21 protein-coding genes are annotated in these 22,793 nt (G+C 56.4%); 16 read left to right on the top strand and 5 right to left on the bottom strand.

The features are described 5' to 3' along the window. Positions 1-45 precede the first annotated feature (45 nt). Positions 46-1,401 (bottom strand): lipid IV(A) 3-deoxy-D-manno-octulosonic acid transferase, encoded by a 1,356-nt coding sequence (gene waaA, locus B3K78_RS09470; protein WP_286695250.1) that lies wholly within the window; start codon positions 1,399-1,401, stop codon positions 46-48. Positions 1,402-1,466: 65 nt separating this feature from the next. On the opposite strand from waaA, the gene trxA reads away from it, so the two are divergent. The 6 genes from trxA to B3K78_RS09440 all read left to right on the top strand — a co-directional run bounded on the left by trxA (position 1,467) and on the right by B3K78_RS09440 (position 7,906). Then, the gene (trxA, locus tag B3K78_RS09465) at positions 1,467-1,793 is read left to right on the top strand and encodes a thioredoxin TrxA (RefSeq protein WP_027873332.1); all 327 of its coding nucleotides are present in this window, start codon (positions 1,467-1,469) and stop codon (positions 1,791-1,793) included. Positions 1,794-2,007: 214 nt separating this feature from the next. After that, a complete protein-coding gene (gene rho, locus B3K78_RS09460) occupies positions 2,008-3,276 on the top strand; it encodes a transcription termination factor Rho (protein WP_027873331.1) in 1,269 nt (422 codons plus the stop codon). 75 nt (positions 3,277-3,351) lie between these two features. Further along, the gene (gene ubiD, locus B3K78_RS09455) at positions 3,352-4,818 is read left to right on the top strand and encodes a 4-hydroxy-3-polyprenylbenzoate decarboxylase (protein ID WP_027873330.1); all 1,467 of its coding nucleotides are present in this window, start codon (positions 3,352-3,354) and stop codon (positions 4,816-4,818) included. Next, positions 4,815-5,966: a radical SAM family heme chaperone HemW gene (hemW, locus tag B3K78_RS09450; RefSeq protein WP_286695249.1), complete on the top strand. Its 1,152-nt coding sequence runs from the start codon at positions 4,815-4,817 to the stop codon at positions 5,964-5,966. Before ubiD ends, hemW begins: the two co-directional genes overlap by 4 nt. A 210-nt stretch (positions 5,967-6,176) precedes the next feature. Continuing rightward, positions 6,177-7,355, top strand: a complete 1,179-nt coding sequence (gene nhaA, locus B3K78_RS09445) for a Na+/H+ antiporter NhaA (protein ID WP_204994851.1) — start codon at positions 6,177-6,179, stop codon at positions 7,353-7,355. A 65-nt stretch (positions 7,356-7,420) separates the two neighbouring features. Continuing rightward, on the top strand, positions 7,421-7,906 hold the full coding sequence (locus B3K78_RS09440) for an NUDIX domain-containing protein (RefSeq protein ID WP_286695248.1): 486 nt from the start codon (positions 7,421-7,423) through the stop codon (positions 7,904-7,906). Here the strand turns inward: B3K78_RS09440 and B3K78_RS09435 are convergent, their stop codons facing one another. Then, positions 7,907-8,995, bottom strand: a complete 1,089-nt coding sequence (locus B3K78_RS09435; protein WP_286695247.1) for a mechanosensitive ion channel family protein — start codon at positions 8,993-8,995, stop codon at positions 7,907-7,909. A 161-nt stretch (positions 8,996-9,156) separates the two neighbouring features. Between B3K78_RS09435 and ilvD the strand changes: the two genes are divergently transcribed. The 7 genes from ilvD (at position 9,157) to B3K78_RS09400 (ending at position 16,117) form a co-directional block, all read left to right on the top strand. Then, positions 9,157-10,998: a dihydroxy-acid dehydratase gene (ilvD, locus tag B3K78_RS09430; protein WP_204994848.1), complete on the top strand. Its 1,842-nt coding sequence runs from the start codon at positions 9,157-9,159 to the stop codon at positions 10,996-10,998. An 82-nt stretch (positions 10,999-11,080) separates the two neighbouring features. Continuing rightward, the gene (locus tag B3K78_RS09425; protein ID WP_286695246.1) at positions 11,081-11,713 is read left to right on the top strand and encodes a DUF998 domain-containing protein; all 633 of its coding nucleotides are present in this window, start codon (positions 11,081-11,083) and stop codon (positions 11,711-11,713) included. A 34-nt stretch (positions 11,714-11,747) separates the two neighbouring features. Further along, on the top strand, positions 11,748-12,305 hold the full coding sequence (locus B3K78_RS09420) for a hypothetical protein (RefSeq protein WP_286695245.1): 558 nt from the start codon (positions 11,748-11,750) through the stop codon (positions 12,303-12,305). Positions 12,306-12,339: 34 nt separating this feature from the next. Next, positions 12,340-13,089, top strand: coding sequence for an SDR family NAD(P)-dependent oxidoreductase (locus B3K78_RS09415; RefSeq protein WP_286695244.1), 750 nt, complete (start codon positions 12,340-12,342; stop codon positions 13,087-13,089). Positions 13,090-13,165: 76 nt separating this feature from the next. Beyond that, on the top strand, positions 13,166-15,445 hold the full coding sequence (locus tag B3K78_RS09410) for a TonB-dependent receptor (protein ID WP_286695243.1): 2,280 nt from the start codon (positions 13,166-13,168) through the stop codon (positions 15,443-15,445). A 133-nt stretch (positions 15,446-15,578) separates the two neighbouring features. Next, positions 15,579-15,737, top strand: a complete 159-nt coding sequence (locus B3K78_RS09405) for a YqaE/Pmp3 family membrane protein (RefSeq protein ID WP_036255757.1) — start codon at positions 15,579-15,581, stop codon at positions 15,735-15,737. Beyond that, positions 15,734-16,117: a DUF4112 domain-containing protein gene (locus B3K78_RS09400; protein ID WP_027873322.1), complete on the top strand. Its 384-nt coding sequence runs from the start codon at positions 15,734-15,736 to the stop codon at positions 16,115-16,117. Before B3K78_RS09405 ends, B3K78_RS09400 begins: the two co-directional genes overlap by 4 nt. A 50-nt stretch (positions 16,118-16,167) precedes the next feature. Here B3K78_RS09400 and ahpF read toward each other — a convergent pair whose 3' ends face one another. Together ahpF and ahpC are read right to left on the bottom strand one after the other, a co-directional pair. After that, positions 16,168-17,763: an alkyl hydroperoxide reductase subunit F gene (ahpF, locus tag B3K78_RS09395; protein ID WP_286695242.1), complete on the bottom strand. Its 1,596-nt coding sequence runs from the start codon at positions 17,761-17,763 to the stop codon at positions 16,168-16,170. Between the two features lie 57 nt (positions 17,764-17,820). Then, the gene (gene ahpC / locus B3K78_RS09390; RefSeq protein ID WP_027873320.1) at positions 17,821-18,390 is read right to left on the bottom strand and encodes an alkyl hydroperoxide reductase subunit C; all 570 of its coding nucleotides are present in this window, start codon (positions 18,388-18,390) and stop codon (positions 17,821-17,823) included. A 142-nt stretch (positions 18,391-18,532) separates the two neighbouring features. On the opposite strand from ahpC, the gene oxyR reads away from it, so the two are divergent. After that, a complete protein-coding gene (gene oxyR, locus B3K78_RS09385; protein ID WP_286695241.1) occupies positions 18,533-19,447 on the top strand; it encodes a DNA-binding transcriptional regulator OxyR in 915 nt (304 codons plus the stop codon). Positions 19,448-19,512: 65 nt separating this feature from the next. Here the strand turns inward: oxyR and B3K78_RS09380 are convergent, their stop codons facing one another. Continuing rightward, entirely contained in the window at positions 19,513-20,418 is a 906-nt protein-coding gene (locus B3K78_RS09380; protein ID WP_286695240.1) for a Dyp-type peroxidase, read from the bottom strand. Positions 20,419-20,561: 143 nt separating this feature from the next. Here B3K78_RS09380 and gshA point away from each other — a divergent pair, with 143 nt between their 5' ends. Then, the gene (gene gshA, locus B3K78_RS09375; RefSeq protein ID WP_286695239.1) at positions 20,562-22,130 is read left to right on the top strand and encodes a glutamate--cysteine ligase; all 1,569 of its coding nucleotides are present in this window, start codon (positions 20,562-20,564) and stop codon (positions 22,128-22,130) included. After that, positions 22,127-22,756, top strand: a complete 630-nt coding sequence (locus B3K78_RS09370) for an acyl carrier protein phosphodiesterase (protein ID WP_286695238.1) — start codon at positions 22,127-22,129, stop codon at positions 22,754-22,756. The genes gshA and B3K78_RS09370 overlap by 4 nt, the downstream gene beginning before the upstream one ends. Positions 22,757-22,793 lie beyond the last annotated feature (37 nt).

Here is a 22,793-nt window from a genome sequence, read left to right as displayed (position 1 = left end):
GCTAACGCGGTTCCCGCCGCGTAATTTTCCCTTTCGAAGGGCGCACTAACGAGTTAGCGCGCCCTCAACTTCCTCAATCAGTTTTGCCAGTGCGCCGCGGTTGGCCTCGACAACGGCCAGGGCGTTGCCTCCGCGGGTTTCTCTCATCTCGCTGTCGGCAAACAAGGCGATGAGTTCAGCGGCGATGCTTTCGGCACTGTCTAGCAGGCTCAGGCCGCCAGCGGTCTGCAATAATTCACTAATCTGTGCAAAGTTGAAGTCGCTGGGGCCGGCCAGTACCGGTAAGCCCCAGGCGGCAGCTTCCAAACTGTTGTGGCCGCCGCGCGGCACCAGGCTGCCACCGATAAAGGCAATATCTGCGGTGCCCAACAGCAGCAGTAGTTCACCCATGGTATCGCCCAGCAGAACTTGAGTGTCGGGGGATATAGCGCTCTCGGTACTGCGACGCTGGCAGGGCAGGCCCTTGGCGGCGACCAACTTGGCGACGGCGTCAAAGCGTTCGGGGTGCCTGGGCACCAATACCAAAAGGGCATCGGGTTGTTGTTTGAGTACGCGCTGGTGGGCGTCCAGTAATATGCTGTCTTCGCCGTCGTGGGTGCTGGCGGCGATCCACACGGGACGGTCCTGGCCAAATTGCTCACGCGTCTGCCGCGCGTGTTGGCGCAGGGTATCGGGAATGGCGACATCAAACTTTATGCTGCCGGAAACGCGCAGTTGATCGGCGTGGGCGCCAATGCTCAGAAAGCGTTCGGCGTCGTCCTGGCCCTGGGCGACGATCCGGCTAAAGGCTTTTATCACCGGCCGGCTCAGTCCGGATAGGCGTTGGTAGCCTCTGGCTGAGCGCGCGGAAAGACGGGCGTTAGCGAGCACAACAGGAATGCCGCGCCGCGCTGTCATTTGCACCATATTTGGCCAGATCTCAGTTTCCATAATGACCGCCGCGCGCGGCTGGGTGCGGCGCAGGAATCGGGCCACGGCACCAGGCAGGTCGTAGGGGGCGTAGACATGGTGCACCTGTTGGCCAAACATGGCGCGAATCCGGCTGGAGCCGGTGGGTGTCATGCAGGTGACGACAATGGGCAGTTCTGGGTGTCGGTCCAGCATATGTTGTATCAGCGGCGCAGCAGCGATGCTTTCGCCAACGGAAACCGCGTGTACCCACAGCCCCCCTGTTTGCTCGGGCACTGAGACAAAGCCAAAGCGCTCGCCGATGCGGCGGCGGTAGTCGGGCGCGCGCAGTGCTCGGTAGCCTAGCCGCAACAGGACCAGTGGTAAAATCAGGTAGAAGAACAGGCTGTAGAGTAGGCGCGGCATGGCGTTAAGCTTAGTCAGTGATACGGCGGCTAGCATAGCGGTCGCTGGCGACGCTGGCCAGCGCAGGCCGATGTTGATGGCTTTCACATCGCGTCTAGAGCTGTGTTATCATCCGCGATTCCGTTATCACGATATCAACTTGGAGAACCAAGATGAGCGACAACATCGTTCACGTCACCGACAGCAGCTTTGAAGAAGAAGTGCTGAAGTCCGATCTACCAGTACTGGTAGACTTTTGGGCGGAGTGGTGTGGCCCCTGTAAAATGATCGCGCCGGTCCTTGATGAGATCTCTGGCGATTACGCTGGCAAGATCAAGATCTGCAAGATCGACGTTGACGCCAATTCAGAAACCCCTGCCAAATTCAGTGTTCGTGGCATTCCAACGCTGATGATCTTCAAAGGCGGTAATGCTGAAGCCACCAAAGTAGGCGCCTTGTCCAAGTCGCAGCTGTGCGACTTCGTTGACAGCGCACTGTAATAGCAAGAGGCCTCGCCTAACGCGGGGCCTTTTCTTTTCTGCTTTACGGACCTGCCATTCGGTGATAGAGTTCGATCAATCCCCAAAATATTCAAAAATAACACCTTAATTTTTTTCATATCTGCTTAATACGTCGAGCACGCGCCGGCCGCGACTTTGCCGTTCCTGCGTATCGTCCAAGCCTTATCAAATCGAAGCCAACAACCCAAAACCTATGAACCTTACTGACCTAAAAACCAAGTCCGCCCAAGAACTGCTCGACATCGCCAAAGAGATCGGCCTCGACAATATTGCCCGCTCTCGCAAACAAGACATCATTTTCTCGATTCTGAAGCGTCACGCTAAAAGTGGTGAGGACATTCACGGCGATGGTGTACTGGAGATCTTGCAAGACGGCTTTGGTTTCCTGCGCAGCGCCGACTGTTCTTACCTTGCTGGCCCTGACGATATCTACGTATCACCCAGCCAGATTCGTCGCTTCAATCTGCGCACGGGCGACAGCATTGCCGGTAAGATTCGGCCGCCGAAAGAAGGTGAGCGCTATTTTGCTCTGTTGAAGGTTGATGAGGTTAACTTCACGCGTCCAGAGCAGTCCAAGAACAAAGTTCTGTTTGAAAACCTCACGCCTCTGTTTCCCAATGAGCGCCTAACCTTAGAGCTGGGTAACGGCTCTACTGAAGACTTAACCGGTCGTATTATCGACCTGGCTGCGCCCATTGGTAAGGGGCAGCGCGGTTTGATTGTTGCGCCGCCAAAGGCCGGTAAAACGCTGATGCTGCAGAACATCGCGCAGAGTATTATCCGCAACAACCCCGAGTGCTACGTCATTGTATTGCTGATCGACGAGCGTCCGGAAGAAGTAACCGAGATGCAGCGCTCGGTGGGTGCTCGCGGGGCTGAAGTGGTGGCGTCGACCTTCGACGAGCCGCCGGCGCGTCACGTGCAGGTGGCGGAAATGGTCATCGAAAAGGCCAAGCGCCTCGTAGAGCACAAGAAGGATGTTGTGGTTCTGCTGGACTCAATTACCCGCCTGGCTCGCGCCTACAACACGATCGTGCCGAGCTCGGGCAAAGTGTTGACCGGTGGTGTTGACGCTCATGCACTGGAGCGCCCGAAGCGTTTCTTTGGTGCGGCGCGTAATGTTGAGGAAGGCGGGAGCTTGTCCATTATCGCGACCGCACTGATCGACACCGGCTCGAAGATGGACGAGGTCATCTACGAGGAATTCAAAGGGACGGGCAACAACGAACTGCACCTGGATCGTAAAATTGCCGAGAAGCGCGTCTACCCCGCGATCAATATTCGCCGTTCCGGTACCCGTCGCGAAGAGCTGCTAACCAGCGAAGACGAGCTGCAGCGTATGTGGATTCTGCGCAAACTGTTGCACGGTATGGAAGACACGCCGGCGATCGAATTCCTGATCGACAAACTGAAAGACACCAAAACCAACGCTGAATTTTTCGATTCAATGAAGCGTAAATAAGGCCGCTGTCGGGGTTCGCCGCAGTGGCGAAACCCCGCCCCCGCCCGCCGGGCGCCGGATATCGGACACCGGATTATGAAGCACAAAGACCTCCGCGATTTTCTCAACTACCTTGAGCAACAAGGCGAGTTGAAGCGTATTAGCTATCCTGTAGACCCCAACCTGGAAATGACCGAAATCTGCGACCGCGTACTGCGGGCAGGCGGACCGGCATTGTTGTTTGAAAACCCCAAGGGTTACTCCGTGCCGGTGCTGGCAAATTTATTCGGCACTGAAAAGCGTGTGGCCATGGGCATGGGCCAAAAAGATATCGAGGCGCTGCAAGAGGTGGGAGAGCTGTTGGCATTTTTGCGCCAGCCTGATCCCCCGAAAGGTCTGCGCGATGCCTGGAGTAAGCTGCCGATCTTCAAGCAAGTGCTCAATATGGGCCCGAAGATGGTGTCCAAGGCGGTGTGCCAGCAAAAGGTGATTCAGGGCGACGCCGTCAACTTACACCTGCTGCCCATTCAAACCTGCTGGCCGGAAGACGCCGCGCCGCTGATTACCTGGCCGCTGGTCATTACCCGCGGCCCCAACAAAGAGCGGCAAAATCTGGGCATTTATCGCATGCAGGTGATCGGCAAGAACAAGCTGATTATGCGTTGGTTATCTCACCGCGGCGGCGCACTGGATTTTCAGGAGTTCAAACAGCAGCACCCGGGTGAGCGTTTTCCCGTTTCTGTTGCGCTGGGGGCCGACCCCGCGACGACCCTTGGCGCGGTGACGCCGGTGCCCGACACACTCAGCGAATACGCCTTTGCCGGTTTGCTGCGCGGTGAAAAAACCGAGTTGGTGAAGAGCCTCAGCAACGACCTGCAGGTGCCCGCGAATTGTGAGTTTATTCTCGAAGGTTACATCGACCCGGAAGAGATGGCCGACGAAGGCCCCTATGGCGATCACACCGGTTATTACAACGAAGTCGACCGCTTCCCTGTGTTCACCGTGACGCATATTAGCCACCGTGAAAACCCGATTTATCACAGCACCTACACCGGCCGTCCGCCTGATGAGCCGGCGGTGCTGGGTGTCGCCTTGAACGAGGTGTTGGTGCCCTTGCTGCGCCGGCAGTTCCCGGAAATTGTCGATTTCTATCTGCCGCCGGAGGGCTGCTCCTATCGCATGGCGGTGGTCACGATTAAAAAGCAGTATCCGGGACACGCCAAGCGCGTGATGTTTGGTGTTTGGTCGTTCCTGCGCCAGTTTATGTACACCAAGTTTGTCATCGTCTGCGACGACGATGTCAACGCCCGCGACTGGAACGATGTGATTTGGGCGATCACCACCCGCATGGACCCACAGCGCGATACGGTGATGGTTGAGCATACACCGATCGACTATCTGGACTTCGCCTCGCCGGTCTCTGGCCTCGGCTCGAAAATGGGCATGGACGCCACGAATAAATGGCAGGGCGAAACTGACAGGGAATGGGGTCGACCGATTGTTAAAGACCCCGACGTGGTGAAGAAAGTCGACGATATTTGGTCGGAGCTGGGCCTGGAATGAGTAGCGTCGGGGCGCAGCTGCCGCCTCTGTCGCTGTATATTCATATTCCCTGGTGTGTGCGGAAGTGCCCCTACTGCGACTTTAACTCCCACGCCCAGCGCGGCGACCTGCCGGAGGCGGCATACATTGCCGCCATGCTTGAAGACCTCGATCAAGACCTCGACTACATTCAGGGCCGTGAGTTGGCCTCTATCTTCATCGGCGGCGGTACGCCCAGTCTGTTCTCGGCCAACGCGTATGCGCAACTCTTTGAGGGCCTGCGCCAGCGCCTGAGGTTCTCCCGCGATATTGAAATTACCCTTGAAGCGAACCCCGGCACGCTTGAGCAGGGTCGCTTTGCCGCCTACCGCGAGCTGGGTATCAACCGCCTCTCGATTGGGGTGCAAAGTTTTGATGCCGAGCAGCTGGAAAAGCTCGGCCGCATTCACAGCGCCGGCGACGCCTTGGCGGCCATTGCCAGCGCGCGCGACGCGGGTTACGACAACTTCAATATTGATCTGATGCACGGGCTAAGTGGTCAGACTGAAGCCGATGCACTCAATGATCTGCGCATCGCGATTGACAGCGGCGCGCCACATATCAGCTGGTATCAGCTCACCATCGAGGCGAATACAGAATTCTACAAGCGCCCGCCCGAGCTACCCCAAGAGAGCGCATTAATGACCATGCAGCGAGCTGGCTTTGCGCTACTGTCAGACGCTGGCCTGACGCGCTATGAAGTGTCGGCCTTCGCCCGCGACGGTCGCCGCGCTCGCCACAATCTAAACTATTGGCGCTTTGGCGACTATTTGGCGCTGGGCGCTGGTGCTCACGGCAAAGTGACTTTGGCTAGCGGCGTGCGACGCTACCAAAAAACCCGCAAGCCAGAGGACTATTTGAGCCGCTCTCCGTCGCGAACCAGTCAATCGCAAGGCGTTATCGATGCGGACTTGCCCTTTGAGTTTATGATGAATGCACTGCGCCTGCGCGGGGGTGTTGAGAGTGCGCTTTACTCACAGCGCACCGGCCTTCCTCTTGCGGCTATTGCGCCGACCCTCGAGCGCCTGCAGGCTCGCGGCCTGTTAATTGACGATCCTCAGCGTATCGCCTGTAGCGAGCGCGGCTTCGCCTTTATCGATAGCATCCTCAGTGAATTCCTTGAGGGCTAGTCGGTCATCTACACAGTCAATTTTCGTCGAAAATCGCCTTTCCCGGCACATAGCAATCCATGACGGCTTGGTGCGATGTCGCTGAGTGTTCGCTGGGGGCGAGTGCCGGTTTTTGCTGACAGCGGGCGACGGCTGATGCAATATTAGCGTCGAGTGTTTTGTTTATGGGGTGTCAACACTCCGCGACTACGCCCTTTCAGAAGGAGACTTATGGCGAATACCAACGGTTCATTTATCGTTAATTTCTTTAAACAAGAGTCCTCCGGCGGATTGCTACTCATGTTTTCTGCCTTGTTGGCAATCATCTTTGCCAACACAGCCCTCTCCCCCTATTACGAATTACTCCTTACCACACCCGTAGAAGTCCGCGTCGGCGCGCTGGAAATAGCCAAACCGCTGTTATTGTGGATTAACGACGGCCTGATGGCTGTGTTCTTTTTCCTGGTGGGTTTGGAGTTAAAGCGCGAACTTGTTGAGGGCGAGTTGTCTGACCCCCGCAATATTATATTGCCGGGTATCGGGGCCGTCGGTGGTATGGCGGTACCGGCGCTGTTTTATACCTATTTTAATGCTGGAAACCCTGTTGCCATGCAGGGCTGGGCGATCCCCGCCGCAACAGACATTGCTTTCGCGCTGGGCGTCTTAAGCCTGCTGGGCTCACGGGTGCCGGTGAGCTTAAAGATCTTTCTAACCTCGCTGGCAATTTTTGATGATATCGGGGCGATTGTTATCATCGCGGTGTTTTATACCGCCAATATTTCCATTGCGGCGCTGGTGATTGCCGCTAGCTGTATTCCCGCATTAATTGTTCTCAATCGCCGCGGCGTGAGTGCCAACAGTCCATACATACTGCTTGGTACCATTATGTGGGTGGCTTTGTTGAAGTCGGGGGTGCACGCCACCCTGGCCGGGGTAGTGATGGCGATGTTCATTCCCCTGCGCAGTAACGACCCGGATAATCCATCACCATTAAAAAGTCTGGAGCACGACCTGCACTCGGTGGTGGCGTTTTTTGTGCTACCGGTGTTCGCCTTTGCCAATGCCGGTATCAATCTAAGCGGTGTGGGCGTTGAGCAATTGATGCACGGCGTGCCAATGGGTATTGCCGCAGGCTTATTCCTGGGTAAGCAGATAGGCATATTTGGATTGTGCTACCTGGCCATAAAACTGCGTTTGGCCGAGATGCCCTCAGGTATGAATACCATGAGCTTGTACGGTACCGCAGCACTGTGCGGTATCGGCTTTACCATGAGTTTATTTATCGGGTCGCTCGCCTTCGAGGAGACCGGGGTAAACCAACTGTTTGACGAACGCTTGGGGATTATTGTCGGCTCGTTGATGTCCGGTGTGTTGGGTTATTTCCTACTGCGCCGTGCGCTACCTAAATAGTTTATCGTGAATAATTATCGTGGCGTCGGGGCTTTCACCCCGCCCCATCGTTTAAGGAAAAAACCATGAATTACTGCCCGCAGTGCGCCAGTCCTATGGGCGATGTTTTGGTGGACAACGAAATTCGCAGTGGCTGCCCGGACAGGGGCTGCGGCTACGTCCATTTCAACAACCCGGTGCCCGTTGTGGCGATGATTGTCGAAGTGGACGGCGGCGTGGTCCTGGCACACAATGTGGCATGGCCCAAAGCTTTCTACTCAATTATTACGGGCTTTCTTGAGGCGGGCGAAGACCCTCTGGAGTGCGCTCGCCGCGAAACCATGGAAGAGCTTAATCTGCACGCCCTGGAAACTGATTTAGTGGGGGTTTACCCCTTTGCTCGGCAAAACCAAGTGATCATCGCCTACCATGTGAAAGCGGCCGGAGAGATTCGCCTGAATCACGAGTTGGACGACTATAAAATCATTCCTGTTGAGCAGCTTAAAGGGTGGGATATGGGGACTGGCCTGGCGATCAATGACTGGCTGGCGCAGCGGCGTCGCGACGCCTGATTATTCCTCCTCGCTGGCAGTGCCGCGATCTTTCTCCGCTTCATTTTTTGCCAGCAGGCGAGCGGCTTCGAGCTCTTCTGTAAGCGCGCCGAGTTCGGCTTTCACCGCTTCCCGGGCCTCGCCTTCCAGGGGCTCTTCTTCGTTTTTCAGCTGGGTTTTCAGTGCGTTAATTTTATTTTCCAGTGCGGTAACGGCACTGCTCAATTCGGCTTTATTAAATAAAACCTCTTCGGCGTGACCATCGTTGTGAGTCTCACGGTAATAGCGGCGCTTAACCGGAATAATAGGCTCGTCGGCATTGAGTACGCGCTGGTTCATAAAGTTTGGCGAGACGATTTCGATACCGGCATCATGAAGTGCGTCGAGCATGCGTCCGCGTAGTTTGGAGCGCGTGCTAACCAGCAGAGAGGCTTCTTTCAGCCATCCGCTGGCACGGTAGAGCACCGAGAAATCGCCCAGTTCGCGAATTTGTACAAAGCCGTTTTCCAGCTCGGCTTTATTGAGGGCACTTAACAGCGCGGCCTCAATATCGCGGCGGTCAACGTCGTAACCCAGCGATACGTCCGCCGACACCACGGTGCCAGAGGAGCGCACCACATTGTAGGGCTCCTGCACCAGCAACAGGTTGGGTACGGTGACCAACTCGCTGGTCTCGTTTTGGATTTCCACATGCAATAAGCCGAGTTGGCTCACCCGCCCCAATTCATTGCGAAACTCTATGTAGTCGCCCGCTTTGAAGCTGTTGACGGTGCGCAGCATAAAACCCGCCATCAGGTTGCCCATAACCGAGGTTGACGACAGTGCGATTGCCGCAGAGGCGAGCAGACCGACCAGCGAAAACAGCTGTCCGCGTAATTCGTTGTCCATGGGTAAGGTGGCTATCAGCGCAACCAGGCCGAGCAGCCGAAACACCAGGCGCATGCCCTGCTCGCGGTAGCGGATGTCGGCGCCGTGCTCTTTCTGAACGCTGAAGAGCTTTCGGGTAATCAGCCAGCCAATGACGATCAGCAGCAGGGCAACAAGCGCTGGCACCCAGAGCCCAAGCCAGGTAGGTAAAATGCCCTGTGCTGCGTCTATCGCCTGTTCCATACGTTTTTGCCTTACCTTCGCCGAGTTTCCGAGCTTTGATGGTGCTCAGTGTAGTCTGCTCGCTGTGTCGCGGATAGTCCTGTGCAGGCATAGGGTGAGGGCCCGGCGCTGTGTTAAACTGGCTGGCTCAAATGGAGAGTCGATTTAACAAAGAGGTCAGCATGCCTGCATACCGTTCCAAAACCTCCACCGCCGGCCGCAATATGGCAGGTGCCCGAGCGCTGTGGCGCGCCACGGGTATGAAAGATGATGACTTTAATAAACCCATCATCGCTGTTGCCAACTCCTTTACCCAGTTTGTGCCGGGTCATGTCCACCTCAAGGACATGGGGCAATTGGTTGCCCGCGAAATTGAGAAAGCGGGTGGTGTGGCAAAAGAGTTCAATACTATCGCCGTAGATGACGGTATTGCGATGGGCCACGACGGCATGCTGTATAGCCTGCCGAGCCGGGACATCATCGCCGACTCCGTTGAGTACATGGTCAACGCCCACTGCGCCGATGCCATTGTATGTATTTCCAACTGCGACAAGATTACTCCGGGAATGTTGATGGCAGCGATGCGTCTGAATATTCCGGTTATCTTTGTCTCTGGCGGCCCGATGGAGGCCGGAAAAACCAAGCTGTCGGAAAACAAACTGGATCTGGTTGATGCCATGGTGATTGCCGTGGATGAAAATGCGGACGATGAGACCGTTGCCGAGTACGAACGCTCAGCTTGCCCAACCTGTGGCAGCTGCTCCGGGATGTTTACCGCGAATTCAATGAATTGCCTTACCGAAGCGCTGGGTCTGTCGCTGCCGGGTAACGGCTCGTTGCTGGCCACTCACGCCGACCGCGAAAAACTGTTTCTGGAAGCCGGCCGCCGAATTGTTGAGCTTGCCAAGCGCTACTACGAAGAAGACGACGACAGCGTGCTGCCGCGCAATATCGCCAGTCGTGAGGCGTTCAATAATGCGATGGCACTCGATATTGCCATGGGCGGCTCAACGAATACGATTCTTCACCTGCTTGCCGCCGCGCAGGAAGCGGAGTTGGACTTTGGCATGAAGGACATCGACGAATTGTCTCGTCGCGTGCCTCAGCTCTGTAAGGTTGCACCGAATACACCGCTCTACCATATGGAAGACGTGCACCGCGCTGGCGGTGTTATGGGTATTCTCGGTGAGTTGGCGCGCGCTGACCTGCTCAACACCGGCCTGCCTACCGTGCATGCCAGCAGTGTGGCCTCGGCCCTGCAAACCTGGGACATCATGGTGACCGACAACGACGCGGTGAAAACCTTTTACAAGGCTGGCCCCGCAGGGATTCCGACGCAAACCGCCTTTAGCCAGGACACGCGCTGGTCGTCACTGGATGCCGACCGTGAAAATGGCTGCATTCGCTCGCTGGAGCACGCTTTCTCGGAAGAAGGTGGTTTGGCGGTGCTGCATGGCAACATCGCCGAGGACGGCTGTGTTGTAAAAACCTCGGGCGTGGATGAAAGCATCTTGGTCTTTGAAGGCCCGGCGCATATCTGCGAGAGCCAAGAAGATGCGGTTGATGACATCCTCAATGACCGTGTAAAAGCCGGTGACGTGGTGATTGTGCGCTATGAAGGCCCCAAAGGTGGCCCAGGGATGCAAGAGATGTTGTATCCCACCAGCTACATCAAGTCGAAAGGCTTGGGTAAGGCCTGTGCGCTGTTGACCGATGGCCGTTTCTCGGGCGGTACATCTGGCTTGTCGATCGGCCACGCCTCACCAGAGGCCGCAGCGGGCGGCGCCATTGGTTTGGTAGAACAGGGCGATATCATTCGCATTGATATTCCCGCGCGCACCATTAATGTGCTGCTCGATGATGCTGAATTGGCTAAGCGCCGCAAGGCGATGGATGCCAAAGGCAGCGAGGCCTGGAAGCCACTAAAAGAGCGTCCGCGCAAGGTTTCTGCAGCGCTCAAAGCCTATGCCAAAATGGCAACCAGTGCAGATAAAGGCGCTGTAAGGGACATCAGTCAGCTGTAATGCACGCTGCGCCGCTGGAGCACACAGCGCTTCGGCGGCGCGCTAGCTTGCATGGCCAGCGGTGACACCAAGGAATGAGTGTATGGCGCAAGATTGGCGCTGGCTGGGATATATCGCCGGTATTGTAATTCCTCTTTGGCTGCTAGTTGGGGTGATGCTCGCCGCATCGTTCTACCCTGGCTATAGCCATCGCCACCAAGCGCTGAGTGAATTGGGCGCGACTGGGGCGCCGACCGATGTGCTGTCACCACTGATCAATAATTTCCCGTTGGGCGGGCTGTTTCTACTGTTCGCCTATGCGGTTTTCAAAACCTTCCCTCACTCCCGGTTGGCAAAGTTTAGCGCCGTGCTCATAGGCGTACATGGCGTGGCCAGTATCGGAGCTGGCCTGTTTTCCTGCGACATGGGTTGTAATCCGCCGTCTCCTTCTGTTGATCAGCAGCTGCACAATCTTTTTGGGGCGGTGATGTTTTTGAGTTTACTGATAGCGAGCGCACTGTGGGGTAGCCTCAGCTGGCGAGTGCTGCAGTGTCGCTGGCTGGCTGTGCTATCAGCCGCTTGCTGCGCATTGGCAATTCTGACCTTGTGGCCCATGGCTGCAGCCATCGAGTCAGGGGAAAACTTTGGCGTATACCAGCGCCTTAACTACGGCGTGTCGGTACTTTGGTTGAGCGCGCTGGCGGGTCAGCTTTATTGGCTGCAGGGCCGTCGATAAGGTCGGCAATGAACAGTTAAAGGGATCATCGATTATGGAAGAATCCTCGTCGCTAGAGCAGGAGTCAGCGGCCAATCAAGGTGCAGAATTCCCCGGTTACTTTGCGGTATCAACGACAAAGTTCATTGTCATGTCGGCGTGCACGCTGGGGCTGTATGAGGTGTTTTGGTTTTATAAAAACTGGCAGCGCGTGAAAGAAAAAACCGGCGCACAGATGATGCCATTTTGGCGAGCCGTGTTCGCGCCGCTGTGGGCCTATGTATTGTTTGATCATTTGCGCGACCAGCTTAAAGAACTGTACATAGCAAGCACGCTTGTCGCCGGCGCGTGGGCGCTACTCTATCTTGCCTTTCAGGTGCTGTCGCAATTTGAAGCGCCAGTGGGCCTGTTGGCGATACTGTCTTTTAGTGCCCTGCTGCCGGCAAATGCCGCGATGAGCCGGATCAACGCTGTTCAGCAGCCCCCTGTGGAGCTGAATGACAAAATACAGGGTTGGAATTGGCTGGCAGTGGCGCTCGGTGGCGTGTTTTATTTGATGTTGGCGCTGGCGCTGCTCGGGCCGGGTGACATGGCGCCGGCCCAGCGAATTTAACTTAGCAGAGTGCTGAGGTAGGGAGAATAATTATATGCAAAGACATAAGGGCAGTGTTGCGCTGGTTACCGGCGCGGCGTCGGGTATCGGGCGCGCTACAGCGATTCGGCTGGCGCAAGAGGGCGCAAGCGTTATGCTCTGCGATGTGAATATGAGCGGTCTAGAGAAAACGCTCAGTCTGATGCCGCCGTCTGCAAGAGTGCAGTGCCAGGAGCTGGACGTGACCGATATCGACAGCTGCCAGCAAGCAGTCGCCCAGTGCATGATCGATTTCGGACGGCTGGATGTGCTGTGCAATATTGCCGGCATATCGCTGTGTCGCAACCTTGCTGACATCACCGCAGAGGAATGGCAGCGGATCGTTGCGATCAATCTAAACGGGGTGTTTTACATGTGTCAGGCGGCGATGCCCCACTTGGTGGAGACCCGGGGGAACATCGTTAATATGGCGTCGACGGCGGGCCTGGAGGGCTTGGCCTACAACGCGGGCTACTGCGCAACCAAAGGCGCGGTAGTGATGTTAAGCAAGTCGCTGGCAATGGAGTTCTCGGGCAAGGGCGTACGCGTGAATGCCGTCTGTCCCGGCGCGGTGGAAACGCCGCTGAGTGCTCAATTTGAAATGCCGGAAGGGGCCGACCCCGCGCTTATGGGGCGTATGTTCCCCCTGTTGGAAATGAGTCAGCCCGAGGAAATTGCCGCCGCCGTGGCCTATTTGGCGTCGCAGGAGGCGCGCTTTGTTACCGGTGTCGCGTTCGCCATTGATGGCGGCCAGACAGCTGGCTAATGTACAGATATTGAAAATAGTGCAATACTGAAAGTCGCTAAGCATCGCATCAATAACTATAAAAGCGAGATCGACTATGCACAAAGCCTTGTCTGGCGCACTCACGGCGAGTGCGCTAATGGTTACCCCCCTGCCCGGCGCTGCCGAATCTGAGCCCGCCAAGCAACTCAAGCTGGAAGAAGTGATCGTGACCGCGCAGAAGCGCGCGGAGTCTTTGTCGGATGTGCCGGTTTCAGTAACCGCACTGGACGGTGACAAGCTTAAAAAAGCCGGCATTGAAAACCTGAGCGACCTTTCCGATTACACGCCGAATTTTAAACTGGTGGAAGGCGGCTTAATTCCCAATGTGTATATGCGCGGCGTGGGCTCCGGTTCAAACCAGGGCTTTGAGCTGTCGGTGGGCATATTCTCGGATGGCGTTCACTTGGGGCGCCCCCACCAAACTCGTGGCGCCTTCATGGATTTAGAGCGAGTGGAGGTGCTGCGCGGCCCGCAGTCTATCCTGTTCGGTAAAAATGCGATTGCCGGTGCACTGAGTTTGATTGCCGCCAAGCCTGGCGACGAGCTGGAGGCGAACTTTAGCGCGCTGCGTGGCGGCCCGGATGGCCAGCGGGAAATCTCTGCAATGTTGTCGATGCCGCTCAGCGATACCTTTGGCATTCGTGCGGCGGTGAGAACGCGAGACGAAGATGGTTATATGACCAATGAAAATCCCGCCGTCGATCGCGATGAACCGGGCGTCGAGGAATTCTCGGGCCGTATCACCTTTGGTTGGCTGCCCAGCGATGACATCACGACCAGCCTGAAGCTTGAAAAAACCAATCGCAAGCAGGATGGTCGTCAGTTTGAAATTACGCACGAGAGCGCACTGACAGGTTGTAGCGGTGAAAATGTCACCTTGGACGGCATTAAAAATACCGACGCCGAAGAGTACGCCGAAATCGATAATTACAATGCCACACTCAACGTCGATATCGATTTTGAGAAGGGAACGTTTAGCTCGGTAACCGCGGCGACCGGCTTCGAATCAGAAGACTTGTTTGACGGCGATTCCAGCAGTTTTGATACCGTGCCGCTGTTGGGTATTGAAGAGTACGACCAACGCAGCCAGGAGTTCCGTTTTACCTCTCCAGGTGGAGAGTTTATCGACTACATTGTCGGTGCCTTCTATCAGGAGGGTGAGATGACCTTCTACGAGTCTACGCCCTTGAAGGTGCGCAATGGCGCACTGGCAGATGCGGGCCGTAATCCGGTGGGCTGTCTGATCAATACACAGACCAACGTGGCTGCGGACCTTGAAAAAGATTTCTACATGGACAGCGAGGCGTGGTCGACCTTTGCCCAGGTAACGTTCAACTGGACGGACTCTTTGAGAACAACGCTGGGCCTGCGTTACGTGAACGAGAAAAAAACCGGCTTCCGTGAATTATTTCTCTATCAGTCGGGGACGAAAAATCCCGTTGATCCGGTGACCGCGACCGTACTGGGGGCGCTGAACATTGAGGAGCATGAGATCGAGGGTGACCGCGAGGTGGGTGTCACCCTGCCGTCGGTCAATGTTCAGTGGGATCTCAATGAAGACATTATGACCTACGCCACCGTTACCCGCGGGGCGAAGTCAGGCAGTTTTGACGCGCGCAACAACAATGCCAAAGATGGGCCGGGCGGTGGTGGCGAGAACTTTGAGTTTGAAGACGAAGTGGCCGATGCCATAGAAGTAGGCAGTAAAATGCAGCTGGCTGATGGCGCGGCGGAACTGAATATTGCGGTGTATCACGTTGAGTACGAAGACATGCAGGTCAGTGTCTTTGATGGCGTAGCCGGTTTTGTGGTGTCCAATGCAGGTAGTGCATTGACGAAAGGTGTAGAGCTGGATGGGCGCTGGCTAATGAGTGAATGGTTTATGCTCAGCGGCTCGCTTGCCTACTTGGATTTTGAGTGGCTCGAATACAAAGAGGGGCCTTGTGTGGCCACTGCCGACGAGGATATATGCGACCTCAGCGGCAAAGAAAATCAACAAACGCCGGAGTGGACGGCCACGCTATCGGGTACGGTGAGTATTCCCATGCCAGCCGATTTAATGCTCGACTTCACCGCTGACGCCTCATTTAAAGATACCCATTTTACCTCGGGTGACCTAGACCCTCGCGGCATTCAGGGTGCCTACACCAAGTTCAATGCGCGCTTGGCGCTCGGCGACAGCAATGGCGACTGGTCCCTTGCCTTGGTGGGTAAGAATATTACCGACGAGCTGACGATTGGTATTGGCTCGCCCACGGTGTTGGATGTTGGCGGGTATCGCGGCACCCTGGAGCCACGCCGATCTTATTATCTAGAGGGCCGCGTGCAGTTCTAGGGGCTGTTAACGCCCCCATACCGCAGAGATTTGCGCTTCCTCCATTTGCGCCGGTGCCTTACCGAGGTTCACGGCGCTTTTTTTTCTGTGCTACCTTAAGTTACTCAACAGCTTGTTTATCAGGGATTTTTTTATGGATATCATCCGCATCATCTTTGCCATTTTGCTGCCGCCCCTCGGTGTATTCCTGCAGGTGGGCATTGGCAAACACTTCTGGATTAACATCATCCTTACGCTGTTCGGCTACCTTCCCGGCATTATCCACGCGGTTTATATCATTGCCAAAAAATGACGGATGACAACATCGCACTGCGGGTGCGTCGCAGCCGTCAGTGGGCGACGCTACTCGACGGCGCTTGGGGAATTCCGTTTACCCGTTGGCGTATCGGTATTGACCCTTTGCTGGGTCTACTTCCTGTGGCCGGTGACGTGGTCGGGGCGCTGCTCGGCTTGGGCATTGTCTGGCAGGCCCACAAAGCATCGGCGCCGCGGGCACTGAAGGTAAAAATGCTTGGCAATATCGCCCTGGACTTTGCCCTGGGCGCGGTACCGATCGTCGGTGACATTGCCGACATAGCCTTTCGTAAAAATGATCGCAATGCCAAGCTGCTTGAAGACTGGGCAAATCAGTTGGACCACAGAGCCGAAGCGCGTACGACGTCGCGCCACTAAAAAAGCCCCGATACCGGGGCAAGCATGGGGTGTCGCACAGGGTGGGAGAATCAGGCAGCTTGGTGTCGGTCGCCGTCGGCTTGCGCATCGCTTACCGATTGACGAATCAAGTAGTCGAATGCACCGAGAGCGGCGTTGGCACCGTCCCCCATGGCAATAACAATCTGCTTGTATGGGGTGGTGGTTGCGTCGCCAGCCGCGAACACGCCGGGCATTGAGGTCTCGCCGCGGTCGCCAGTGATCACTTCGCCGCGTTCGCTGAGCGCCACGCTGTCCTGCAGGAATTCCGTGTTGGGCACTAAACCGATCTGAACAAAAATGCCCGACAGTGCAAGCTCGCGCGACGCGCCGGAATTGCGGTCGGTATATCGCAGGCCGGTTACACGTTTGCCATCGCCGAGTACCTCGGTGGTTTGCGCGTTCAGGATAAATTCGATATTTGCCATAGAGTTGGCTTTGCGCTGCAGCACCTCGTCGGCGCGCAGGGTAGTGTCAAACTCCAACACCGTGACATGCTCGACAATGCCAGCCAGGTCAATGGCTGCTTCAACGCCGGAGTTGCCACCACCGATTACGGCTACCGACTTACCCTTGAACAAGGGGCCATCGCAGTGTGGGCAGTAGGCCACACCTTTGCCCCGGTACTGTTTTTCGCCGGGAACATTCATTTCGCGCCAGCGGGCACCCGTGGCGAGCATCACCGATTTGCTGCGCAGCGCCATGCCGTCGCCGATATCAACGCGGATAAGGCCTTGCTGGTCGGTGCTGAGGCCGCGGGCACGCTGCCCCTCCATAATATCGACGTCGTAACTACTGACGTGCGCTTCCAGGTTCGCCGCCAATTTTGGTCCCTCGGTTTTTGACACCGAGACAAAGTTCTCAATTCCGACGGTATCCATCAGCTGGCCGCCAAATCGCTCGGCCAGAATTCCCGTGCGGATGCCTTTGCGCGCCGCATAGATGGCTGCCGATGCACCGGCGGGGCCACCGCCGATAACCAGCATATCGAAGGCGTCTTTATCGGCAAGCTGGGCGCGGCGACGTTCTCCGGCATTGCTGTCGACCTTCAGCAAAATATCTTGAAGGCTGATCCTGCCCTGTGAAAACGGCGCGCCATTTAACAACACCGAGGGCACGGCCATGATGTTGCGCTCGCTGACCTCATCTTGAAAAAGTGCGCCGTCGATCATCTCGTGGCGGATGTTGGGGTTGATGGCCGCCATCATGTTCAGCGCTTGAACGACATCGGGGCAGTTTTGGCAGCTCAGTGAAATATAGGTTTCGAAGTTCAGCTCGCCGTCCAAGTCGCGGATTTGTTCTATCAGTGCCGGGTCAATTTTCATTGGGTGGCCGCCGCTGTGAAGAATGGCCAGCACAAGCGAGGTGAACTCGTGCCCCAGAGGTAAACCGGCAAAGCGAATTTCGGTGTCGCCGGCTGCTGGGCGCACGCCCATGGCTGGGCGGCGGACGTCAGCATGGGTATCGCGACGAACGCGAATATCGCTGGAAAGACTATCGATATCTTGAATCAGTGCCTCCAGTTGCAGGGAGGCCTCGCCTTGGCCGGGGTAGGCGACCAGCTCTACCGGCGTTTTCAGGTTTTCCAAGTAGTTTGCCAGTTGCTGTTTCATTTTCAGGTCTAACATAGTGGCTCCCTGTAGATTGAGTCGGTAAGAGCGGCCCCGTTTGGGGCCGGTGTGGCCTTAAATTTTGCCGACAAGGTCCAGCGACGGTGACAGCGTATCTTCGCCAGGCTGCCAAGCTGCTGGGCAGACCTCGCCATCGTGTTCGGCGACGTACTGTGCTGCCTGCACCTTGCGAACCAGCTCTTTGGCTGATCGCCCGATACCCAGGTCATGCAGTTCGGCGACCTTGATTTCTCCCTCGGGGTTAATTACGAAGGTGCCGCGCAGGGCCAGGCCGTCCTCTTCGATCATTACGCCGAAGTTGCGCGAGATCTTGCCAGTGGGGTCGCCGATCATCGGGAATTGGATTTTGCCGATGGTGTCGGAGCTGTCGTGCCACGCTTTGTGGGTGAAGTGTGTGTCTGTGGACACGGAGTAAACTTCAACACCCATCTCTTGCAGCTGCGCGTAGTGGTCAGCCATATCGCCCAGTTCGGTGGGGCAGACAAAGGTGAAGTCGGCCGGGTAGAACATCACGACCGACCATTTGCCTTTCAGGTCGGCATCGCTAACGTCGATGAAGTCACCCTGGTGGAAGGCGGTCGCCGTGAAGGGCTGTACTTTGCTGTTAATAATCGTTGGGAACATAGTGCTCTCCTGTATTGTTTGGCGTCGAAAATGTGAAGACAGGAGTGAGTTTACGCAGGGATTTAGATGCGATCTAATCGATCGTAATAATTATTTCAATAGATAATTCCTATGGTATGCTGCGCTAAAGCAAGGAGGAGCCATGGTTAAACTTCGCGATTTGCAGTACCTCGATGCAGTGGCGCGCCACCAGCATTTTGGCCGTGCGGCCGAGGCGTGTTTTGTCAGTCAGCCGACGCTGAGCGGGCAAATTATGAAACTGGAAGAGCAGATCGGTTTGGTGCTGATTGAACGCCACCGTAAGCGAGTGATGCTGACGCCCGCGGGCGAGGCCTTGATTGGGCGCGCGCGGGCCGTACTGCGCGCTGCTGAAGACTTTGAGGACAGTGCGCGGGCACTGTCGGCACCGCTGTCGGGTGACTTCCACCTGGGCCTGATCCCCACCGTGGCACCCTACTTACTGCCCCATATTATGGGGCCACTGGGGCGGGACTTGCCGGAGGTGAATTTTTATCTCCACGAAGACCAGACGCATGTTCTGTTGCAACAGTTGGATGACGGCAAACTCGATGTGGTGATCTTGTCGTGGCTGGACAGCATCGAAAATGTGGAGCGCTACAACCTCTACCGAGAGCCCTTGGTGTTGGCGGCGCCAAACCATACACCGCTGGCAAAACTGGATTGCGCTGCGCTCTCTGATCTGGATGGTCAGTTAGTGCTTACTTTGGAAGATGGGCACTGTCTGCGTGATGAAACCTTGGACTATTGCTTTTCAGCAGGAGCGAAAGAGGACCAACGCTTTCAGGCTACCAGCCTGGAAACCCTGCGCTATATGGTCGCCAGTGGCCTGGGTATTACCTTGATGCCACAGCTCGCTGTGCGCCCTGCCGACGAAGATCAGGGGCTGCATTACGTGCCTTTTGGTACGCCGCCGCCGAGTAGGGAAATCTGCCTGTTGGTCAGGCCAAACTATTCGCGTATGGAGGCGGTGCGGGCAATGGTCGCCAGTATCCGCGGGGCAATGGCGGGGGCGTTGTCAGAGGCTGAGGGGGTTTAGCAGGCAAAAAAAGGGGCGCCGCTTGGGGCGCCCTAATCATACCTAGAGTAGGAGACTTCGTAATCTTAGTCAGACGCCAAATCAGAAAGTTCCGCCGCCGACGGTGCAAACCAGTAACTGCCGCTTAGCGGCGTCGAAAAATCATTCAAGCGATCCACAATGCCATCGTCGGCTTTGCCAAACATGCTCGCTAAAATGTGGTCATATCGCTCGATCTCGCAGCTAAAAGACAGGAAGTAAAGACCGTGCTGAGAGACTCCGCCATAGGGAACGCTGCGTCGATATAATTTTTGTGCCACGCCATCGATCTTCACATCGCTGCGACTCACGTGTGAGTCGTCCGGCATGGCATCTCCTTTCAGCTCGACACTGTCGGGCTTGGTGCGACCGATTACTTTTTCCTGCTCGTGTTGTGGCATTGCGCGAAAGTGCTTCAAATTGTGCTGCCACTGCTGCGAGAGCACAAAGCTACCGCCGGCGCCGGGCTGGCCCTCGGGGATCAGTGCGACTTTGCGCTGGCCCTCTCCTTTCGGGTTTTCGGTGCCATCGATAAAGCCACTCAGGTCGCGGGAGTCTTTGTACAGAAAGCCGTTTATCTCAAGGGAAACGGCAGCCACGTCCGCCAGTAATTCGCTGGCTTTCATGGCGGCGTCAAACAATGCGCTGTATTCGTCGCCATTGAGCCACAGTAAAATACTGCGCTGTGTGGCGGGGGCGGCGACGGCGCCATTGCCGACAGCACTGAAGGGTTTTAGCCCGGCGGGTTGAGAGCGGCCCAGCCGCTGCCAGCAGTCTGCGCCGAAGGCCCAAACGACGTTGAGCTGGCGGCCGTCGAGGTCTTGAAGGGCGCCTATGGCGTTTGCCAACGATGCCTGTAACGCCGCGTCACTGGTGGCGTCTAACAATTCAAATTCGAGAAAGATATGACGATGACTGCCTTCGACAAAAATGCCGGCTTGGGGAAGACTCATGCGGTGTTCTCTTTTGGTGTGCGAAAAGTCATTTTTTAACAGGCCGCTGCGGGGCTGGCAATCCCGTTTGCGGCAAAGCTTGTTCACAATAGGTGGCGGAATTACACTGTTTGGCCTTTTCGCGCCCCGCCGAGGATAGAGTATTGGCTACACGTTTTGAGCAAAGGCTGGCTTTTCTTGCCGAGCCTGCGCAGCACAGTCTACTGAGAGCGATCCGTCGCGGTATCGAAAAGGAAAGCCTGAGAATGGATGGCGACGGCCTGTTATCGCGCAGCGCTCATCCCGAGGCCTTTGGTTCACCGCTCTGCCATCCGTCAATCACGACGGACTTTTCTGAAGCGCTGCTGGAATTCATCACGCCGGTGAGCGAGAGCATAGAGGAAACACTGGCTGAGTTAGACAGCATTCATCGCTTTGCCAGCGGTAGTCTTGGCGACGAGATGTTGTGGAATGCCAGCATGCCCTGCCGCCTGCCTGCCAGCGACGACATTCCCGTTGCACAATACGGCAGCAGCCATTCCGCTACTATGAAAACCCGCTACCGCCTTGGTTTGGGCCATCGCTACGGCCGGAAAATGCAAACCATCGCGGGTATCCACTACAACTTCTCGCTGCCGCCAGCGCTGTGGGATGCACTCTTTCAGCTTCAGGGCGGTGAGGGAAAAGCCGACAAGGACTTTATTACCGACAGCTATTTTGCGCTGATTCGCAATTTTCGCCGTTACTCCTGGTTATTGATCTATTTATTTGGCGCCGCCCCGGCGGTGTCTAAGTGTTTTGTGAATGGCCAGAGCCACAATCTCCAGGAGTGGGGTGAGCACACACTGTATGCGCCGTATGCGACCTCGCTGCGAATGGGAGATCTGGGTTACCAGAGTAATGCCCAGAAGAACCTCGATATCTGCTACAACCACCTCGATTTTTATATCGACACACTGCGCAACGCCATTACCACCTCGCACGCAGATTACGAACGCATTCCCGCCAGTGAGCAGCTGAGCAGTGGTCTGCTGCAAATCGAAAACGAGTTTTACAGTCCCATTCGGCCCAAGCGGGTGACCGACAGCGGTGAGATTCCACTGGGTGCGTTGCGCCGCGGTGGCGTGGAATACATCGAGGTTCGCTGCTTGGATGTGAACCCGCTACTGCCTCTGGGTATCGATGCGCAGCAGGTGCGCTTTATCGATGCTTTCCTGCTGTTCTGCCTGTGCCAAAACAGCGACCTATGTGACGATGACGCCAATGCGGCGATCACCGATAACCTGTTAAAAGTGGTTAACGAGGGGCGCAAGCCCGGCCTGACTTTGACCGGCGAGGCGGGTGAAAAACGTTTATTGGTCGAGTGGGGAGAATCCCTGCTCGATGATATTGACGCGCTTGCCGAGCAGCTTGACCGGGCGCACGGTGAAACACACTACCGGGAAAGCTGTGCCGCGCAGCGAGCCAAGCTGCGCAACCCTGCGCTAACGCCTTCAGCGCGCATTCTCGATGAAATCCAGCAGCGCGATGGCAGCTTCTTCCACTTTGCTTTACGCCAGTCCCAGGAGCACGCAGAGCGCTTTAAGCAGTCACCGCTGCTGCCCTCCGATGTCAGCCGTTTCGCTGGCCTTAAAGTGGAGTCGCAGGCCCAGCAGGCTGAGATTGAGGCGGAAAATAGTGGCAGTTTCGAGGATTATCTGGCGCGTTTCTACCAGCAATATAAAGCCCTGTGAACTTCCTCGCCCACTTCCATATTGCCGACGTCATCCGTCGTCGACGTGGAGAGGCCGATCACGGCCTGCTAGTGGGTGCACTGTTAGGGGATCATGTTAAAGGGCCGCTGAAGGGCGAATATCCCAGTCACTGGGAACAGGGGATTCGCCTGCATCGGCGCATTGATGCGCTCACCGATAGCGACCCAGCCACGCGTCAGTGCCTGCGTGCCTTCCCCGCCCACTTTCGACGCTACGGCGGCATTGCCCTGGACGTGTGCTACGACCACTTCTTGAGTCGCCATTGGCAGGCTGACTGGCTGGATACAGCGCCCCAGGCGCTGGCGGCGTTCAGCGAGCAGTGTTACCAACAATTGCAGGCAGACAGTCGGCACTTTCCTCAGGCTGCGCGACGCCAGAGCCGTTTTCTGGCCGAATACAATGTTCTGTGCTCGCTGCAAGACTGGCATAATATCGAGCGTACGCTAGCGCGCATCGCCCGCCGTTTGCAGCGGGACAATCCGCTCAGTGACTGCGGGGCGATCCTGAAGCCTATGCAGGGTGAGATCGAAGCCAGTTTTCTGACCTTGTACCCGCGCCTGCTCGCACAGCTCAGCGACGAATTTGCCAACGGAGCTACCGCTTGACTTGCCGAGCGGAACCGGCGGCAGCTAACCACAACAA

The organism is Spongiibacter sp. UBA1325, assembly GCF_002306875.1.
GTDB classification, from domain to species: Bacteria; Pseudomonadota; Gammaproteobacteria; order Pseudomonadales; family Spongiibacteraceae; genus Spongiibacter; species Spongiibacter marinus.
Note: the sequence above shows the minus strand (reverse complement) of the source record. Positions and strands in the feature narration are given on the sequence as shown.

Bases quoted from the DNA above. Each gene is read 5' to 3' on its own strand.
- trxA (WP_027873332.1), top strand. From the start codon at position 1,467: ATGAGCGACAACATCGTTCACGTCACCGACAGCAGCTTTGAAGAAGAA.
- rho (WP_027873331.1), top strand. From the start codon at position 2,008: ATGAACCTTACTGACCTAAAAACCAAGTCCGCCCAAGAACTGCTCGAC.
- ubiD (WP_027873330.1), top strand. From the start codon at position 3,352: ATGAAGCACAAAGACCTCCGCGATTTTCTCAACTACCTTGAGCAACAA.
- hemW (WP_286695249.1), top strand. From the start codon at position 4,815: ATGAGTAGCGTCGGGGCGCAGCTGCCGCCTCTGTCGCTGTATATTCAT.
- nhaA (WP_204994851.1), top strand. From the start codon at position 6,177: ATGGCGAATACCAACGGTTCATTTATCGTTAATTTCTTTAAACAAGAG.
- B3K78_RS09440 (WP_286695248.1), top strand. From the start codon at position 7,421: ATGAATTACTGCCCGCAGTGCGCCAGTCCTATGGGCGATGTTTTGGTG.
- B3K78_RS09435 (WP_286695247.1), bottom strand. From the start codon at position 8,995: ATGGAACAGGCGATAGACGCAGCACAGGGCATTTTACCTACCTGGCTT.
- ilvD (WP_204994848.1), top strand. From the start codon at position 9,157: ATGCCTGCATACCGTTCCAAAACCTCCACCGCCGGCCGCAATATGGCA.
- B3K78_RS09425 (WP_286695246.1), top strand. From the start codon at position 11,081: ATGGCGCAAGATTGGCGCTGGCTGGGATATATCGCCGGTATTGTAATT.
- B3K78_RS09420 (WP_286695245.1), top strand. From the start codon at position 11,748: ATGGAAGAATCCTCGTCGCTAGAGCAGGAGTCAGCGGCCAATCAAGGT.
- B3K78_RS09415 (WP_286695244.1), top strand. From the start codon at position 12,340: ATGCAAAGACATAAGGGCAGTGTTGCGCTGGTTACCGGCGCGGCGTCG.
- B3K78_RS09410 (WP_286695243.1), top strand. From the start codon at position 13,166: ATGCACAAAGCCTTGTCTGGCGCACTCACGGCGAGTGCGCTAATGGTT.
- B3K78_RS09405 (WP_036255757.1), top strand. From the start codon at position 15,579: ATGGATATCATCCGCATCATCTTTGCCATTTTGCTGCCGCCCCTCGGT.
- B3K78_RS09400 (WP_027873322.1), top strand. From the start codon at position 15,734: ATGACGGATGACAACATCGCACTGCGGGTGCGTCGCAGCCGTCAGTGG.
- ahpF (WP_286695242.1), bottom strand. From the start codon at position 17,763: ATGTTAGACCTGAAAATGAAACAGCAACTGGCAAACTACTTGGAAAAC.
- ahpC (WP_027873320.1), bottom strand. From the start codon at position 18,390: ATGTTCCCAACGATTATTAACAGCAAAGTACAGCCCTTCACGGCGACC.
- oxyR (WP_286695241.1), top strand. From the start codon at position 18,533: ATGGTTAAACTTCGCGATTTGCAGTACCTCGATGCAGTGGCGCGCCAC.
- B3K78_RS09380 (WP_286695240.1), bottom strand. From the start codon at position 20,418: ATGAGTCTTCCCCAAGCCGGCATTTTTGTCGAAGGCAGTCATCGTCAT.